The sequence below is a fragment of the Thalassotalea sp. Sam97 genome (assembly GCF_041379765.1).
Taxonomy (GTDB): domain Bacteria; phylum Pseudomonadota; class Gammaproteobacteria; order Enterobacterales; family Alteromonadaceae; genus Thalassotalea_A; species Thalassotalea_A maritima.
The window spans coordinates 1,677,180-1,695,313 of record NZ_CP166919.1 but is presented as its reverse complement, the minus strand read 5'-3'; the positions used below and the strand labels follow the sequence as shown (position 1 = coordinate 1,695,313).

The following is an 18,134-nucleotide window of genomic DNA, read 5'->3' as shown; positions in this document are numbered from 1 at the left end:
TTATAAATGAGCCCTTTATGGTGGCTTGTAGTTATTCTATACCTTTAAAGTCGAGTAGACTGATCACCGGTACAGGATCTTGTGTTTCATCATCGAGCGTATATTCGTATTTTTTCTCTTGAAAAACCCTTAACCGCAATTGCTTTATTTTGCGTATAGCCGTGTCACTTAAATTTATTTGGACGGTACATTGTGTTTGATAGTCACTAATTCTGCACAAGACGGGTTGGACAGGAGCTTGTTCAGGTTGTTTTTCCTGCCATAAAAACGAGTCTGTACCATCACATTCTTCAACCTCGATAAGCAATTGCGCTAAAAAAGATGCATCACCAGGATAGGGAACGAGCTCGTTATCATTGGTTCTCACATACCCAGATACTGGTCCTTGTATTATAAATTCAAACCTGTCGATATTGAGCCAACTTTGATCCGCTTCAGTGAACCGCGGAGACACGAAGTCGGTATATATCCATCCACTATCAATATGAAGGTAAGAGACGCTCAAAATTTGAAAGCTAATAGCTCCTTCTAAACCATAGCCTCCATGGTTGTTAAAACTGTCGGTAAGTCGTTCTGAGTTGCTATCAGCGTAATACCCCTCAGGTACTTGATACCCATTTGGCGGTACCCGATCTATTGTAAAAGGTAATTTGTATGTGCCCTCTGCAGTCCAACCTTGAAAATCCCAATAAGGAGCAGGCAGATCAGCTTCAAAGTCATAATGAAAGTTTGTCACAAGTTGCGGAACATTCTCTATAGTAAAGGGTTCGTCACCACACGCACCAAACTGCTTTATCGGCGCATTAATTTTCGGGCCATCAGGCTGAACTACGGTCTTCGGTTCTTCTTTTGCAAAAGGGTCTTTTACTTTCCCTGAAGGACGCTGTGCAGTGATGTCGGTGGGTATATCATCAGGTGGAAATGGACTTTTTACTTTCACTGACGTTATCGCTGTTCTACCTACTGCAGTATTTGACGCCTTAGACTTTGATTGAGAGTTTGCCATTTTTATTGTTTTTGGAACGCTATTTACTGGTTCAGTTTCGCTTACGGGCGAGCTTTCAGTAACGCATCCGCTAAATAAACACATTGCCAAACTAGCCGTCAGTGTTTTTTTCAAGGGGCTTAATTGAATCGAACTATCATCACACTGTATTCTCATAATTTAATGCCATACGGTTTGCTTACATGCCACAATGTTAAATCTAGTACTCATTTTAGAATTGACCAACCACGCTGAGTCGGCATCAGAGTCGACATTATGAGAGTCACTATCGGGCCCAAAAGAGCCGGTGTTTTTCCACTTGTTAAGAGACAACCGGCAACCGGTGTGATAGATAGCTGTTTGTTGCATATAGAAACGTTAAATTGTGGCAAATACGAACGGTCGTGCTATTATATTGCTATCAACGAATAGGGCGATGTATGAGTAAAGGCAAAGCAACTCGAGATAATATTTTAAACCGCGCTTTTATGTTAGCGAGTGAGAATGGTTTACAAAGCCTGACGATTGGTGAACTTGCTAAGCAATGTAATATGTCCAAAAGCGGATTGTTTGCGCACTTTAATTCAAAAGATAATTTGCAAGTTGCGGTACTTGAGTATGCCAATGATACCTTTATTAACAAAGTTATTGAGCCGGTTCGACGCCAGCATTTGGGCGATTGTGAAAGCAGGCTCAAAGCGTTATTAGAGAATTGGTTGAGCTGGAACCATGCGTTCCAAGGCAGTTGCATGTTTTTAGATGCATGGAAAGACAATTGTTCAGAGCAGAGTGATACGCAAGACACATTAAAGCGTATTGTGAACACGTGGTTAGAGTATTTGCAGATCCAGATCGGTAAAGGTGTTAGCGACGGTGAATTTAACCAGTCGTTAGATTCTAAGCTAGCGGTATTTGAATTATACGGGCTGTATTTAAGTGCGCATTTATACGATTCGATTCATGGACCTCACATCAGCTATAGCATGTTTTGGCAAGGTGTCGATCGATTGATCACAAGCTGGAAGAAAATACGTTAATAAGCAATAAAACTGAGCTAGGCTTGTTTTTTCTACCATGAAAATAGTACGACCGTTCGCATTATGAAAGCAGTAAGTAGTAAGGTAACAAAATGAGTGACAAGATATATTTCAATACGGGTGACAAGTTCAGCTTTAAAAAGAGCATGGTGAACTTGACCACGCGTTTACATCACCGAGTGGCACCGGCGCACGCAGAAAAAACAGCACGAAAATTGTTGTTAACGCCGGTTCGTATTAAGGCCAAAAACCCAGAGCCCGCAGGATTAATTAAGGGCACCGTGTTGTGTAACGAAGGCGAGTTAAAAACCTATCAACTTGGCTCTGGACCTACTTGGGTACTCGTTCATGGGTGGTCTGGTCGCGCGAATCAGTTTTTTCCACTGATGCAATACATTGCGCAGCAAGGATACACGGCTATTTCGTATGACCACCCAGGTCATGGCCACAGTGAAGGTGACATAGGCCATATGCCAGCTTTTGTACACGGATTAGAAACTATATTGGATTCCATCGACAATGTTGCTGGTGTGGTCGGACACAGTATGGGGACAGCAAGTGTATTAGAGTGCCAACATCCGAAACTTCAAGATAAACCGCTTATGCTCATCGCACCGGTGTTAGATTATTTAGATAATTTACTTGAGACGATTAAACGCTCAGGCTATTCAATGCGCTTATTTAATGCGGTTGTTGCAAGAGTTGAGCAACAATATGACTATCCGTTGGACTCAATAGATCCGTTTAACAAATTAAAAACGAGAGCAAACACCACAATCATTGTACATGATCCCGCAGACAGGTTTGCCAACTACCGTGAATCTGAGCGAGCTGAAACGGAAATTGCCAACGTCCAGCTGATTAAAGCCCAAGGACAAGGTCACGGGCGTATCATGAAGAGTCAACATGTGATCCGCGCATTTGATCAACTATGTAAATAAATTCACATTGAGCAAAGGCGCTAAACCATAGGAATATAGCGTATTGATTCCGTAGCAAGATAGGAAGGTGACTTATAAAACTGGATGTTTACGATGTGTTTGTCGGTGAGGCAGCAGCTGGAAACCCCTGCGGTGTTATAGAGCTTAGCTCTTGGCCGTCAGACGCCGATTTACTTGCCATTACTCGAAAAGCAGAGCTCCCTGTGACCTCTTTTTTTGTTAAATCGGGCGAGCAGTTTCATATTCGATGGTTCGCATGTGATGGTGAAATCAATCTATGCGGTCATGGAAGTTTAGGCGCAGGCGCTGCCATTATGGCTCACTATGCGCTTGAGAAAGTCGTTCTTTATAGTAAATACGGTGACGTGCTAATTTCTCAACAAGACGGCTTGTACACGTTACAGTTACCCAGTTGGCGTGGCGAACCTTGTAGCGTACCAAAATTGTTAACCCCGTTGCTCACTGATGTGAAAGATACTTTTGCAACGAGAGATCTGGTGTTTGTTATGGATTCATTAGAATCGGTAAACAAGTTCCAGCCTGATGATGTCTCATTGAAAAAGGTCAAAGAATATCACGCATTAATCGTAACTGCTCAAGATGGTAATAATGGTTACGTATTAAGATATTTTGCGCCCAAAATTGGCTTATCCGAAGATAGGGCTACTGGGTCTGCACAATGCTCGCTTGCGCCTTATTGGTTTGAAAAGCTCGGCGTAGATAAACTATCCGTGCGTCAATTGTCGAACGCAGGCGGCTACTTTGAGGTGGAACAAACAACCGCTAGTAGCATCACGATTTATGCACAAGCGACGTTGCGGACTAACACGATTTCATAAGGTTGTAGAGTAGGCTAATTAGCACTAATTTCAGTCGATAATATACAGGTATTATAGATTTTTCATCAGGGCAGCTATTTGATTGCGGATGAATTTTCTAACGGGATCTACATGAGTTCGCTCGTGCCAAATTTGATATATATTTACGTGAGGTAAGTCGATTGGCGCATCGTAACTCCGTAAGTTAGGGTGCAGTGTAAGGGCGATGTCCGCGATAGACGCTAAGCACGTTAATAACACATCAGACTTAGACACTATGTAGGGCGGCACGACAAAGCTAGAGATCCCCGCAATTACTTGTCGTTGCATACCGAGCGATTTTAACGATTTATCAACCACGCCATCTAAATTACCATTGAGCGTGGTGACGATATGTTTGGCGTTAATATAATCCTCTAAGCACAAGGTATCGTTGCTAAAGTTGCATGTGCTATTGGCCAGTACTTTAAATTGTTCTTGTTTGATTTTTTGTTGAAAAAACGACGCAGGTAAATCTTCATAAAAGCCGGCGATAGCGATATCGCAGTCACCTTGTTCCAATTCCGTCTTAGGGAACTGTCCCCGGGTATTCAGTGTTACCAGTTTGAGCTTAGGCATGCTCTGATGCACGACATGAATCAGCTCTGGTAGCAATATACTCTCCATGTAATCGGTTGTGTATATATACACGGTTTCTTCAACATCGCGTAGTTCTATCTTACTGTCAGCTTGATAAAAGCTCTCTATTTGTTGTGTTAACTCGATAACTTTTGGTGCGAGAGCATGGGCTTTTGGCGTCGGGGTAAGCCCCTTTGGTGAGCGAACAAACAAAGGATCATTAAACTCCTGTCTTAATCGTGCTAACCGATGACTCAGCGCGGGTTGGCTAATAGCCAATTTTTCAGCGGCAATAACCGCCTTTTGCTCCTGGTAAAGTATTTTAAACAACAACAATAAGTTTAGGTCTCGCGTCGCGATATTCATTTTTTGAAATAATACTATTGATAAAATTCAATATATAAATGTTTGTTGTTTGCATAGTATAGCCACATAAATTTTTTGTGAGGTATACACATGAGTAATTCAGTTTTAACACAAATGCTAACGCGTCGTTCAGTTCGCGCTTTTACTGGTGAATCGGTAAAAGAGACTGATTTAGAAAAAATCATTGAAGCCGCCCAACAAGCGCCATCGAGTATCAATGGTCAACAAGTGTCATTGGTGGTGATCAAAGACAAAAGCCGAATTGAAGAAATCGCTAAGATTGCCGGTGGCCAGCCACAGGTTGCCGGTGCCGAGGTATTCATTGCGATAGTTATCGATTACAACCGTACAGCAATTGCTGCACAACTTGCGGGTGAGCAACATGTGATTGAGCGCTCTGCCGAAGGATTGGTTGTCGGTGCTGTTGACGCAGGCATTATGTTAAACGCGTTGCAAACAGCAGCCAATTCACTTGGCTATGGCTCAACGGCTATTGGTGGCATTCGCAATAACCCTAGTGCGATGATCGAATTACTTCAGTTACCGGAAAAAACATTTCCAGTTGTGGGCATGACCCTCGGTGTGGCCGATGAAGCTAAGTTAGCACAGGTAAAGCCGCGCGTAAGCAAGGCATCATTTGCCATGAACGAAGTGTATGATAATGACGCCGTCGTTCGTGGTGTTCATGACTATGACAAAACATTAAGAGCTTGGTGGGATGCACAAAACATGACAGATATGCCAAGTTATAGCGGTTCGATCGCTGGTTTTTATAAGTCCATTTATTTTCCTAACGTCGCCTCTGTGCTTTTGCAACAAGGCTTTGACTTTGAAAAATAGAGTTAGCTAGTCTTTTTGAGATAACACACATGAATCAGATTTTACACACCATGCTTCGCGTTAATAACTTGGAGCAATCAATCGCTTTTTATCGTGATGCGCTTGGTATGCAAGTGATCAGCCGTTTTGACAACAGTGAATATCAATACACTTTGGTTTTTATGGGTTATGAATCACAGTCAGTGACCATTGAATTAACCTATAACTGGGACCAGTCAAGCTACGAACATGGTACAGCGTTTGGTCATATTGCAATTGGATCTGATGACATTTATGGCGCCATTGACCGTGTTCGTCAAGCCGGTGGCACAGTTACTCGTGAACCAGGCCCTGTGCTTGGTGGTGATACCGTGATTGCCTTTGCTAAAGATCCGAATGGCTATGCGATAGAATTTATCCAAACAGCAGGTAAACAGTGATGACAAACCCGTTATTAACGACATATCGATTAAACGACAGCTTAACCCTAGCAAATCGTATTGTTATGGCACCTATGACCCGCTGCATGGCCGATGACAACTTGGTTGCAACCGACGCTATGGCTGACTATTACGCCAAGCGTGCAAGTGTTGGTCTTATTGTGAGTGAAGGCACAATCATTCGTGCTGATGGTCAAGGGCATCCGAATGTACCTGGTATTTATACCGATGCTCAAATAGCTGGTTGGCAACGTGTTGTTGATAAAGTTCATGAAAATGGTGGCAAAATTTTTGCCCAGCTTTGGCATACTGGACGCATGTCTCACAGCCATTTTCATGGTCAAGAAGTGCTTGCACCGTCAGCTATTGCCGCGCAAGGGACAGTGCCTAGAGCACGGGAGTTAAGTTTTACAGAACCGCGTAGCTTGACGTTTTCTGAAATCGCTCAGTTAGTGTTTGATTTTCAAAAAGCTGCGAAAAATGCCATAAAAGCAGGTTTTGATGGGGTGGAAATTCACGGTGCAAACGGCTATTTAATCGACCAATTTCTCCATTACAGTGCAAACACAAGGCAAGATCTCTATGGTGGAACGCCACAAAACATGGCGAGATTTGCTCTTGAGGTTATTGACGCGGTTATTTTAGCCATAGGTAAAGAGCGAACGGCGATTCGTTTATCACCTGGAGCATACCATGGTATTGAAGGTTGTCATGACGACCGCGCGGTATTTGACTATTTACTTTTGCAAATTGAACAGAGAGATATTGCCTATGTCCACGCCGGCATGTTTGATGACTCTATGACGTTTGATTACCTTGATGGTCAAGTATCAACGTATTTACGCAAGCAGTATCGCAAAACCTTAATCGGCTGTGGTGGCTATACAGCGGATATGGCTGAGCAGGCGATATCGACACAAGCGTTTGATTTAATGGGGATCGGACGCCCACTAATTGCAAACCCAGACTATGTGCACAAACTAGCTGATAACCAAGACCTGTGTGAGTATGATGTAACTATGCTCGATACATTGACTTAGTACACATTAAATTCAGGTGCGCGTCATTAACGTACCTGAGTCTTGTATTGTGTTGATTTTTTGGCGGTTATCCTCGGTTTATCTGTGATGTTATGCGTTATCATCTAAAAATGATGATAGACTTAACCCTGTGATATCAAATAACTGGGGATCATTATGAAAAAATTGGCAACAATCATTGTTACTTTGTCTTTTGCACTAGCCGGTTGTGCACCTGAAGTTGGCAGCAAGGCCTGGTGTGAGAAAATGAAAGAGAAAGATAAAGGTGACTGGACGGCAAAAGAAGCAGGCGATTTTGCTAAGCATTGTGTATTTCGCAGTGATGATTAGCCACCGTGCGTCATCCTTATAAAGGCTTCTTCGGAAGCTTTTTTTATTTTTACGGCGTTTTTGTTGAAAATAGTTTGAGCTTGTTGGCGATTGCAGAGGTAACTTAATGCGAATAGACAATACGTTATAAACTAAATAGTTAGTTACGCTTACATATGTAGTCGGAGCACTTTAGTCGCGTACCTTTACTTCAATAATCGCTCTGTAGCCCAGACAAAACAAGCATATCTTTACTTTGGTGCTATTCTTAAGGAGCCAATGAGTAGACTGTAGGGGTATCAAATGAAACATTATATTGTCGCATTCACACTAATTGCTTTACTTACGGCCTGTGACACAGCCAATAAAGCTGTCGACAAAGCACAAGAAGCCGCAACCGACGCGGTAGAAACCGCATCTGATGTGGTTGAAAGTGTACAAGAAGCCGTAGAGTCGTTCGAGTTTGATCTTGACCAATTTAATTTAGACCAGTTTGGCAGCGCCACAGAGCAAGCGAAAGCATTTGTTTTATCGGCACAAGAAGCTGTTAACGTTGACTTTGATGATGCTGATGCGGTTGCAACGGTAAAAGACAAAATTGCTAATGCATATAGTTGTTTAGTGCAAGCGTCGTCAGATATGGAAGCAAGCGAGTTAATCAGTACGTTAATCGAAAAGGTTAAAAACGAAGACGCTGTTACGCTAATACAACAAGCCGTTGAGAAAGGTGCAAGCCTAACCGAGTGCATGACTCAATAATACGTGTAATGTTTAACAGTAAAAAATACCGAGAGGGAGGCTGTTAGCCTCCCTTTTTGTATGCTCAGTTTATCCTCTCAGGGGGCGTATGTTCTAGCGCGATTTTTTAACCTGTATAAAGTCGTTGCGAACACCTTGTGCCTACCCGTTATTTCCTCCATCAATAAACATATAAAACAATAGCTTGCAGGGTAAGCTTGTCATCCCGTATATTGAAACAAACATACGACAATGTGCGCTTAGCCAAGAGTGTTATCTCGGTAGTTGGTTAATGTCATCATTGCTCTAAGCTAAATAGTTAACTATGCAAATTTAAATGTCGTTTGATCAATTCTCTCAACAACTGGCAAGGCTTTTACCGCAACATGCCATCATAACCGACTATGCAAAGCGTTATGCGTACGCAACCGATGCCAGTTTTTATCGGCTTACGCCTAAGCTGGTATTAATCATCGAAAACAGCGAGCAGCTGAGCCAAGTTTTGTCGCTGGCACATCAAACCTCGGTCGCTGTCACATTTCGCGCCGCTGGTACCAGCTTGTCAGGACAGGCGATCACCGATTCGGTGTTGATCACCTTATCGGATGGCTGGCGAGGTTACACTATCAGTGAACAAGGACATAAAATAACCTTACAGCCGGGCGTTATTGGCGCAAAAGCAAATCAGTTATTAAAACCTTATCAACGTAAAATTGGGCCAGATCCTGCGTCAATTAATAGCTGCAAAATTGGTGGTATTGCCGCAAATAACGCGTCAGGTATGTGTTGTGGCGTTAAGCATAATAGCTACCACACCTTAGCAGATATGACCATTATCTTTGCTGATGGCAGTGTGCTCAACACGGCAGACGAGGGCAGCAGGGCGAGTTTTTTAGCAAGCCATTCGCAATTGGTAAATAGGCTTAACCAATTAAAAGAGCGCGTTACTGGCAATAGTCAGCTAAAAAATTTCATCCAACACAAATATCGCTTAAAGAACACCACCGGTTATGGCATCAATGCCTTAGTTGATTTTAACGATCCCGTCGACGTTATTAAGCATGTGCTAATAGGATCAGAGGGCACTTTAGGTTTTATTGCCGATATAACCTATCACACAGTGGCCGATGCGCAGCACAAAAGTAGCGGCATATTCATGTTTGATAGTACTCGTGAAGCCTGTGAGTTGGTTCAACAGTTAACGGATAATCTTGTTAGCGCCGTCGAACTACTCGATAAGCGAGCATTATTAGCCGTTGCCGATCAACCTCTTATGCCGGCTAACATGAACGACTTAGCAGACGCTGGCGTGGCATTGCTGATAGAAGTGACTGCGGACAGCGATTCACAGCTGGCGAGTCGAGTAAATCGTGTCGCCGAAGTGATTGAACGTTATTCATACATACCGTCTTTAACGCTTGGTTTTGACAGTGACCTGCGTCGTAACGAGCAGTTATGGCAAATACGAAAAGGCACCTTTCCGGCTGTAGGAGCGAATCGAGAAGTAGGCACGACCGTGATTATCGAAGATATTGCGGTATCGTTACACCATTTGGCTGCGGTTATCACCGACTTACACACTTTGTTTGATAAGCATGGTTATAAAGAGGCAATTATTTTTGGTCACGCGCTGGCAGGTAATTTACACTTTGTCTTTACGCAACGCTTTGACAACCAGCAACAAATAGAGCGCTACAATCATTTTATGACAGACGTGAGCCGGTTGATTGTTGAACAATATCAAGGCTCATTAAAAGCGGAACATGGTACAGGGCGAAATATGGCGCCTTTTGTTGCGCTTGAATGGGGAGAGCAAGCGTATCAAGTCATGTGCGACATAAAGCAATTATTTGATCCCAAAAATATTCTTAATCCAGGTGTCATCATTAACGATGACCCTAACGCCCATTTAAAACACTTAAAGTCTTTACCAAAGGCAAATGATGTTATCGACGCGTGCATTGAGTGCGGTTTTTGCGAAGCTGTGTGTCCGTCGAACGGTTTAACAATGACCCCTCGACAGCGCATTGCCGTTTGGCGTCGTATTGTTGAATTAGAGCAGAATATCGTTGCCCTTAAGCACGATCCGGTAAATAAACAACCTAGCCAACAACTATCGACACAAATCACTGACTCGAATTTTGACGAGCTTGAACAAGAGCAAGCTGCGTTGCTCAATGATTTTGATTACTTAGCTATTGATAGTTGCGCAGCAACTGGATTATGTGGCTTGCAATGCCCCGTTGGTATCAATACTGGTGAGTTCATTCTGCAACTTCGTCAACAACGGTTAAAATCATTGCCGTTAAAGGCAAAAGCAATGAATTACCTTGCTAAGCATTTTGATGGCGCAACCGCAATAGCGCGAGCGGGCATTAATATGGTGGGTACAACGCAACAATTGATAGGTGAGGAAGGAACAAAGAAAGTATTAACTGCGCTTAATCATTTAACCGCGGGGACCGTGCCACTTTATTTTAAACCATGGCCCAAAGCGGCTAAACCACACCGTAACGGATTGCTTGTATCACCGTACCGTCAGGCAAATGACAAACCTAAAACGATCGTCTATTTGCCATCATGTGCAGGGCGAATGTTATCGCCTAGTAGCCAAAATCAAGCAAGCTCGTTAACGGAAGTGGTTGTTCGGGTACTGCACAAAGCCGGCTATGACGTAGTGATCCCAACCGAAAGCGCTTCATTGTGTTGCGGTTTATCGTTTCATAGTAAAGGTGATGAACAAAGTGCTAAACAAAAAGGCATGCAAATGCATCAGGTCGCGTACCAAGCCAGCCAACATGGTCGACTTCCTGTACTGATTGATAATGCATCGTGCGCGCTGCACATAATAGAGTCTATGCAGGCAAGTTTGGCTGATATCGGGTCTTTCAAGGTTTACGAGCCAGCTCAGTGTATTGAGCAACTCGTTTTACCTAATGTGACCATTAATAAACGGTCGTCAGACGTCATGTTACACCTTGGTTGTAGTAGCAAACGGCTGCATACACAAGATAGCTTAATGGCGGTTGCCAGTGCATGTGCAGAACACGTGCAAGTTAGCGAAGATGTCACGTGCTGTGCGTTTGCTGGAGATAAAGGTTTTTATTACCCTGAGCTTAACCGCCACGCGCTACGACATATTGATGTTAATCCAGTATGTGACCATGGCTACAGTAACAATATCGGTTGTGAAATTGGCTTATCTCGGCATACTGGTATGTCATTTCAGTCGATTTTCTATTTGCTCGATCGCGTATTAGATTAAATGTTTTGTGAACTGTGAAAGTCACAAGAGTATTCGAGAGCGGATTACGGATAATAAATATACTGACCACAATATTGGTTGCTTACATAATGTGCAAACAGTGTGGTTTGGACAAAAAAACACACTTTTTTTTCGTTTTGCTCTTTACAACGAGGCAAAGTGACTTTAATATTCGCAGCACTTCTCAGGTGAGATGGCTGAGTGGTCGAAAGCACCGGTCTTGAAAACCGGCATACGTTTGTAGCGTATCTAGGGTTCAAATCCCTATCTCACCGCCATATTGAAAGCCTCGCTATTTGCGAGGCTTTTTCTTTTTTAGCGAATTAACCACGCATACAAGCATTAGACATTACGCTATTAAATAGTTAGCTCGATTATGAAGTATAAGTCGACCGCATTCGTTGTAAGTTCAACGGGTAATACTTCGAACGCATTAATCAGCAAGCGTTGTTGTCTAAATGGTTTATAATTCGCTTATTAAATTTTGTTTTATCAGGTTACAGGTTATTAGTAAGATGGATAAACGTTTTATTACCGCACAAGAATTATTAGAAGACTCGTTCCGCGTAGCACACAAAGTATATAAAGACGGGTTTCGACCAGATTTTATTATTGGGATCTGGCGAGGTGGTGCACCTATTGGTATCGCTGTTCAAGAGTATTTCGACTTTCGTAAAATAGAAACCGATCACATTGCGGTGCGCACGTCTTCGTACTATGGGATTAACCAACAATCAAAAGAAATCCGCGTACATGGCTTACACTATCTTGTTGAAAATGCCAACGCAGGCGATAAATTATTAATTGTTGACGACGTGTTTGATTCAGGTCGCAGTGTTGTTGCCTTAATTGAACAAATTCAACAGTTAATGCGCCTAAACACGCCAACCGATATCCGTGTAGCAACACCTTGGTACAAGCCACAAAACAGCAAGGTTGATTTAGTACCGGATTATTATGTACATGAATCTGATGAGTGGTTGGTATTTCCGCATGAGCTATCAGGTTTATCGCGCGAAGAGATTGCCAAAGGTAAGTCCGATGTTAGCAACATCATGGATTTATTATTTGAAGAATAATGATTAAAAGGAGCTTCGGCTCCTTTTTTATTACCCTAAAATAAGTCGACAATATGTACAAAGGACTTAGCAAATAACGTGAACCTTGTTATTCCTGGGATTATTGTAAAAGGCCATCAAATCGCATCGGGAAAAGCTCGCGATTGCCCTTATATTGGCGGTAGTATTAGCCAGCAATTACCCTTTTTTAAACGTATCGGTATTGATATCACGGGTCTTTATTCAGGTACGATTAATATCGATATCTCGCCTTATCAACTCGCTTTAACACACCCCGATCAGCAAATTGAAAAATTAGCATGGTACCCAGGTGTTGAGCCTGAAACATTTAGCTTCTGTCATTGTTCATTAGCTTTTGCCGAGCGATGCTACCAAGCTCTTATTTATTACCCGCATCCAGAAACTAAACCAGCTCACTTTCATCCAGCTCATATCGTTGAGGTACTCGCGCCATACATTGACGGTATCGCTTACGGTCAAAAGGTTTGGCTGAGCCTGTCGCCAAATCACGTTAATAGGAGCTTGGATAAAAATTAACGACCACCATGAAACAACAAGACACAATATCACGCTGATCTTTGCTGATATTACAACGGCTCAAGTCGATGCGATTGTTAACGCTGCCAATCCAACATTGCTTGGCGGTGGCGGTGTTGATGGCGCTATTCACAAAGCCGCAGGCGCAGAGCTTTTGGCTGCGTGTAAAAAGCTAAACGTTGATCAAGGCGTTCGCTGTCCAACGGGGCAAGCACGGATCACAGTGGCGGGAAACCTCGCCGCTAAGTTTGTTATTCACACCGTAGGGCCTGTTTATCATCGACAAAATGATAGGGTGGCGCAGCAACTATACTCAGCCTACATCAGTACATTAGAATTAGCATTACAACATCAATGCCGAACACTTGCCTTGCCCGCTATTTCCTGTGGCGTCTATAACTACCCAGCACACGAGGCGGCAGATATCGCTTTTCAAGCATGCACGGCAATACAATATCAACATATTCGCTGTACTTTTTATCTTTTTGACAGAGCTGTATACGAGATATGGTGCAAACAGTTGAGGCAATATTAACTGTAGTTATGTGGTCGGTTTGTGTGGAGTGTTTTGTGATACCAATGACTCAGACTTGCTATTGTCAAGCTTTGCATCACACTGAAGATATATCGCCCGAAAATGATCAACAAACTACACGATGCAACAAACGCAATATGCCTGTGAACAATGTGATGCATTAGTCGAAATAGACGTTCTTGAAGAAGGGCAAGTTGCGTTGTGTCCGCGGTGCAACCATTTGATACTTGATCGCAAGCATAATCCGATCAATAGAACGATAGGGCTATCAATTGCCGGATTAATGCTATTTTTACCCGCAATCGGCTATCCATTAATGTCCTTACAAGTATTATCCGTAGAGAATGCCGCGAGTATTTTAGCGGGTATCCAAGCGCTATGGCAAAGCGAGCTATATTTTGTTTCGGTGTTGGTATTCTTATTTTGTGTGTTAACCCCGTTCGTAAAATTACTATCGGCACTGGTTGTCAGTTTAGGCGTAAAGTATCGACAAACTAAGCGGCCCTGGTTTAATCATTTTATGGTGTATTACCACTATGTTGATTCATGGGAAATGCTGGAAGTCTTCCTTATCGGCATATTGGTATCGGTGTTTAAACTCAAGGATCTTGCCGAGTTGCATTACGACAGTGGCTTAGTGTGCTTCGTCGCTGTCATGTTATGTGTCATATCGTTGAAAGTCACATTAGACAAACAGTTGATTTGGGATAAAGTAGCATGAACCAGCACTGTACTTCAGCAATGGAAAAAGGGCTTGCTCGTTGTCACGTATGTCAGCAATTGGTTCAATCGCCATCATCTAAGGCGACTCGTTGTCCCCGCTGCCACACAAAAGTACAGCAACGTATTACCGATTCAGAGCAAAAATGCTGGGCATGGACGATATGCTCCCTGATCGCCTTTTTCCCAGCAAATGCGTACCCCATTATGACCATATTATATTTTGGTCAAGGACAACCAGACACCATTTTATCAGGGATTTTGTTACTAACTAAGCTAGGGATGTATCCCATTGCTATAATTGTATTTATTGCCAGTTTTGTTGTGCCATTAGCGAAAATTTTAGGCCTTTTTATGTTACTCGTTTCGCTACAACGACCAAGCCGGCTAAGCCAAAAACAGCGTACCATATTGTACCGACTGATTGAATTTTTTGGGCGTTGGTCAATGTTGGATGTGTTTGTTGTGGCATTATTGGTTGCGCTAGTAGAGATTGGTAGCGTGGTTAACGTAGTCGCGGGACCTGGCGCAACGGCGTTCGGCATCATGGTCATATTAACCATATTTGCCGCAAACAGTTTTGATCCGCGATTACTTTGGGATCAGCAAGATGGACTCGAATCACTAGAAAATAATTATGAGTAAACAACAAGCCGTCATCACCAGTAAATCGCGTTTATCTGCAATTTGGCTTTTGCCAAGTATTGCCGCGTTGATTGGTATCTGGTTGCTTTTCAAATCATACAGTGACGCGGGGATAGATATCCAAGTTCGAGTTCACAGTGCCGATGGAATCGTCGTAAATAAAACCGAGGTTCGTTATAAGGGTATCGCTGTAGGTCTCGTTAAGAAACTTAAGCTCGAAGATCTGGATACCGTACTAGTGACCATTGAAATGGACGCCTCAACCAAACCTTATTTAACCGAAAACAGCAAACTTTGGTTAGTTAAGCCAGAGATCAGTTTATCTGGTATTTCTGGTTTAGACACTGTCTTAACCGGGAATTATTTTGAATTTATGCCAGGCGATGGTGTTCAGTCTGTACGCCAATATGACGCACTAAAACGGCCACCGCTACGATCGGCCGATGCGCCGGGACTGCACTTGACTCTATATGCCAGAGAACTTGGCTCCATATCCCACGGCACCGGCGTTTTTTATAAGCAAATTAAAGTAGGGGAAGTATACGGCTACCGATTATCAGAAGATAACGATCTGTTAACCATCAATGTGTTAATTGACGAGGAATATCAACATTTAGTGGCGGCTAATTCTAAATTTTACCACGCCAGTGGTGTCGAGTTTAGCGGCGATTTATCTGGGTTCAAGGTGCGTACAGAGTCGTTTTCTGCACTGATCAGTGGTGGCATAGCCTTTCATACGCCGCGAGCGAGAAGCGCTGATGAAGTTGAGGATTTTAGTGATTTTCGTCTTTATAAAGACTTTGACGATGCAAAAGCAGGTGTATTAGTAACCATGCATTTTCCGCCAAACTCGGGGATCAAAGCGGAGTCTACCAAAGTTATTTTTGAAGGGGGCGATGTCGGTGAGGTGGTCGATTTTGCTTATAGTGCAGCCCATGGGGGCTTGACGGCACGCGTGTTACTCGATCCTCGGTTAGAACCTTATTTATTATCAACGATGCAATTTTGGTTAGAAAAACCAACAATAAGCCTGCAAGGTATTGAAAATATAGAACATTTATTGAGTGGTCCCTACGTCACGTTCCGACTTACTGGTAAAGGCGAGCCACGACGAGAATTCACGGTATTAGCAACGAAACCGCCGTTAACATTCAATGCCCCAGGCTTACACGTCAATTTGCTCACTGATAATATTGAGTCGGTTCCGGTTGGCGCTACAGTGTACTATCGCAACATGCCTGTTGGCACGGTTCAGGGACATCGCCTTAACGATGATAAACAGCAATTTACTACACACATCCATATCCAGCCTAAATTCGCACATTTAGTCAATGCCAGTAGCGTATTTTTTGAGCAAGGGGGGGTTGAATTGTCAGGTACTCTTCGTTCATTTAAGCTTCGAACAGCACCGTTAGAGTCATTAATTTCAGGCGGAATTGGCTTTCAAACCCTTGATTTTAATCAGGCTAAATCGATCAATGATGGTCACACATTTGTATTGCGTTCAAGCTTAGATGACGCGTTAAATTCACAATATATAACCCTAGAAGCGGCTAATCAATATCCTCTGATCAAAGGCATCACCAAATTAAAATACGGTGAAAAAGACATAGGTATAGTCACCAATGTCAAAGCCAAGGATGCAAATACAAACCTTGTTACGGTGGGTTATCGCCCTCATTACAAAACATTATTTCGGCAGGGCAGTCAAATATGGATTGTTGAACCCGAGCTGAGTAGCGCTAATATATCCGGACTAAATGCCTTTATAGAAGGAGCATTTTTACAACTCAAACCCGGTGACGGCGCATTAAAACAACAATTTTCCTTGTTGAGCCAGGTACCCGATAATAAACCGAGTGATACGGGATTGCAGTTGATATTGCACGCCGAAAGTACGTATGGATTAACACGCGGAACGCCTATCACATATAAATCGATGGTCATTGGTCAGGTAGATAAGGTTGATCTGAATGAGGACGGTTCAAATGTGGTGATTTCTTTAACAATAGATGAGGCTTACCGACATTTAGTACGACAATCATCGAGTTTTTATAATGCTAGCGGCATTTCATTCAATGCAAACTTGCAAGGTGTCGATGTGAAAACTGACAGTTTAGATACCATAATACGTGGTGGTATCGCGTTATATCTGCCAAGTGTTTCCGGTGAAAACGAAAGCGCTAACGAACTTGCACAAGAGATGCAGTCGTTTACTTTGTATTCCTCATTCGATTCGATTGGCTATGGTAGTAATAAAATCACCATAAACTTTGACCAAGTGGTTGATGTAAAAGCTAATGCGCAAATACAATATCAAGATCATGTGGTAGGTAAAGTCATTGATGTTGTTCTCAATAAACAATTAACAAAGACCAAAGTTACCGCGCTCATCAATGATAAATATCAAGGACTCACTCGCCATGGCGCTAAATATTGGTTGGTGACACCAGAAGTGAATATTGCCAAAGTAAAAGATCCCATCGCATACTTTGTTGGCAACTTTATCAAAGTTTTGCCAGGTAACGGTGCCAACACTGCAATAGAGTTTACCGGACTATTACGAGAGCCTGTTGTTACCTCATTAACACATGGCTTAAATGTGGTTGTAAATGCGTCGCACCGAGGATCGATAGACAGAGAAAGCCCAATATACTATAGGCAAATCAAGGTTGGCGAAGTGCTCGGGGTTGAGCTGAATCATTTTGCTGACGGTGTGCGAATTTATGCGCATATTTATGAAGAACATGCGCATTTGTTGCGTTTGCAAAGCAAATTCTACAATGTCAGTGGTATCGACATTGATGCCAGCTTGATATCAGGTGTTCAAGTGTCAACCGAAAGTATCGACAGCTTGCTTGCCGGTGGCATTGCTTTTGTCACACCAAATGGTAAAACAGACGGAATCGACTCTGGTCATCAATTTTGGTTACACGACAAACCGCAGTCTCAATGGCTAGAGTGGCAACCAGTACTAACCAAACCCGTTAACTGATAATGGCCGCCTAAACCACGTAATCGACAGGATAGACCTAAATAAAGGGTCATTCAAATCTTTATAAATATTGCTGTAGGCTAATAAAATCAACACATTAAGAGCTTTTTAGGATGAATTTGCGCGCTTGTACGTAAAAAATAAAATTGTTTTGGCTGTCATCACACCCAGATTTTACACAGACGCGCGTAAATGCATGTTATATTTGAGGTTAATTTTAATTTGCTGATTTATAGAGAAACGCATA

The 18,134-nt window shown here is 42.7% G+C and carries 17 protein-coding genes and 1 tRNA gene; 16 read left to right on the top strand and 2 right to left on the bottom strand.

The features are described from left to right. Positions 1-31 precede the first annotated feature (31 nt). The gene (locus ACAX20_RS07585) at positions 32-1,120 is read right to left on the bottom strand and encodes a hypothetical protein (protein ID WP_371185110.1); all 1,089 of its coding nucleotides are present in this window, start codon (positions 1,118-1,120) and stop codon (positions 32-34) included. 305 nt (positions 1,121-1,425) lie between these two features. Here ACAX20_RS07585 and ACAX20_RS07580 point away from each other — a divergent pair, with 305 nt between their 5' ends. The 3 genes from ACAX20_RS07580 to ACAX20_RS07570 all read left to right on the top strand — a co-directional run bounded on the left by ACAX20_RS07580 (position 1,426) and on the right by ACAX20_RS07570 (position 3,802). Then, positions 1,426-2,022 carry a TetR/AcrR family transcriptional regulator gene (locus ACAX20_RS07580; RefSeq protein ID WP_371185108.1) on the top strand — a complete coding sequence of 199 codons (597 nt, stop codon included), beginning with the start codon at positions 1,426-1,428 and terminating at the stop codon, positions 2,020-2,022. Between the two features lie 92 nt (positions 2,023-2,114). After that, entirely contained in the window at positions 2,115-2,963 is an 849-nt protein-coding gene (locus ACAX20_RS07575; RefSeq protein WP_371185106.1) for an alpha/beta fold hydrolase, read from the top strand. A 95-nt stretch (positions 2,964-3,058) separates the two neighbouring features. Further along, positions 3,059-3,802, top strand: a complete 744-nt coding sequence (locus ACAX20_RS07570; RefSeq protein ID WP_371185104.1) for a PhzF family phenazine biosynthesis protein — start codon at positions 3,059-3,061, stop codon at positions 3,800-3,802. 51 nt (positions 3,803-3,853) lie between these two features. Here the strand turns inward: ACAX20_RS07570 and ACAX20_RS07565 are convergent, their stop codons facing one another. Next, complete coding sequence (locus tag ACAX20_RS07565) at positions 3,854-4,765, bottom strand: LysR family transcriptional regulator (protein ID WP_371185102.1); 912 nt, start codon at positions 4,763-4,765, stop codon at positions 3,854-3,856. 90 nt (positions 4,766-4,855) lie between these two features. Here ACAX20_RS07565 and ACAX20_RS07560 point away from each other — a divergent pair, with 90 nt between their 5' ends. The 13 genes from ACAX20_RS07560 (at position 4,856) to ACAX20_RS07500 (ending at position 17,887) form a co-directional block, all read left to right on the top strand. Further along, positions 4,856-5,605, top strand: a complete 750-nt coding sequence (locus tag ACAX20_RS07560; protein ID WP_371185100.1) for a nitroreductase family protein — start codon at positions 4,856-4,858, stop codon at positions 5,603-5,605. Positions 5,606-5,634: 29 nt separating this feature from the next. Further along, a complete protein-coding gene (gene gloA, locus ACAX20_RS07555; RefSeq protein ID WP_371185098.1) occupies positions 5,635-6,024 on the top strand; it encodes a lactoylglutathione lyase in 390 nt (129 codons plus the stop codon). Beyond that, the gene (locus tag ACAX20_RS07550) at positions 6,024-7,064 is read left to right on the top strand and encodes an alkene reductase (protein ID WP_371185096.1); all 1,041 of its coding nucleotides are present in this window, start codon (positions 6,024-6,026) and stop codon (positions 7,062-7,064) included. The genes gloA and ACAX20_RS07550 overlap by 1 nt, the downstream gene beginning before the upstream one ends. A 156-nt stretch (positions 7,065-7,220) precedes the next feature. Further along, positions 7,221-7,394: a DUF3012 domain-containing protein gene (locus tag ACAX20_RS07545; RefSeq protein ID WP_371185094.1), complete on the top strand. Its 174-nt coding sequence runs from the start codon at positions 7,221-7,223 to the stop codon at positions 7,392-7,394. Positions 7,395-7,676: 282 nt separating this feature from the next. Next, the gene (locus tag ACAX20_RS07540) at positions 7,677-8,132 is read left to right on the top strand and encodes a hypothetical protein (protein WP_371185092.1); all 456 of its coding nucleotides are present in this window, start codon (positions 7,677-7,679) and stop codon (positions 8,130-8,132) included. A 316-nt stretch (positions 8,133-8,448) separates the two neighbouring features. Then, on the top strand, positions 8,449-11,376 hold the full coding sequence (locus ACAX20_RS07535) for an FAD-binding and (Fe-S)-binding domain-containing protein (RefSeq protein ID WP_371185090.1): 2,928 nt from the start codon (positions 8,449-8,451) through the stop codon (positions 11,374-11,376). 187 nt (positions 11,377-11,563) lie between these two features. Continuing rightward, positions 11,564-11,654, top strand: a tRNA-Ser gene (locus ACAX20_RS07530). 237 nt (positions 11,655-11,891) lie between these two features. Continuing rightward, a complete protein-coding gene (locus ACAX20_RS07525) occupies positions 11,892-12,455 on the top strand; it encodes a phosphoribosyltransferase (protein ID WP_371185088.1) in 564 nt (187 codons plus the stop codon). A 78-nt stretch (positions 12,456-12,533) separates the two neighbouring features. Continuing rightward, on the top strand, positions 12,534-12,992 hold the full coding sequence (locus tag ACAX20_RS07520; protein WP_371185086.1) for a hypothetical protein: 459 nt from the start codon (positions 12,534-12,536) through the stop codon (positions 12,990-12,992). Further along, complete coding sequence (locus tag ACAX20_RS07515; RefSeq protein ID WP_371189611.1) at positions 12,961-13,527, top strand: macro domain-containing protein; 567 nt, start codon at positions 12,961-12,963, stop codon at positions 13,525-13,527. Before ACAX20_RS07520 ends, ACAX20_RS07515 begins: the two co-directional genes overlap by 32 nt. 121 nt (positions 13,528-13,648) lie before the next feature. Continuing rightward, entirely contained in the window at positions 13,649-14,248 is a 600-nt protein-coding gene (locus ACAX20_RS07510) for a paraquat-inducible protein A (protein WP_371185084.1), read from the top strand. Then, on the top strand, positions 14,245-14,892 hold the full coding sequence (locus ACAX20_RS07505) for a paraquat-inducible protein A (protein ID WP_371185082.1): 648 nt from the start codon (positions 14,245-14,247) through the stop codon (positions 14,890-14,892). Before ACAX20_RS07510 ends, ACAX20_RS07505 begins: the two co-directional genes overlap by 4 nt. Continuing rightward, the gene (locus ACAX20_RS07500; protein ID WP_371185080.1) at positions 14,885-17,887 is read left to right on the top strand and encodes an MlaD family protein; all 3,003 of its coding nucleotides are present in this window, start codon (positions 14,885-14,887) and stop codon (positions 17,885-17,887) included. Before ACAX20_RS07505 ends, ACAX20_RS07500 begins: the two co-directional genes overlap by 8 nt. Positions 17,888-18,134: the final 247 nt, after the last annotated feature.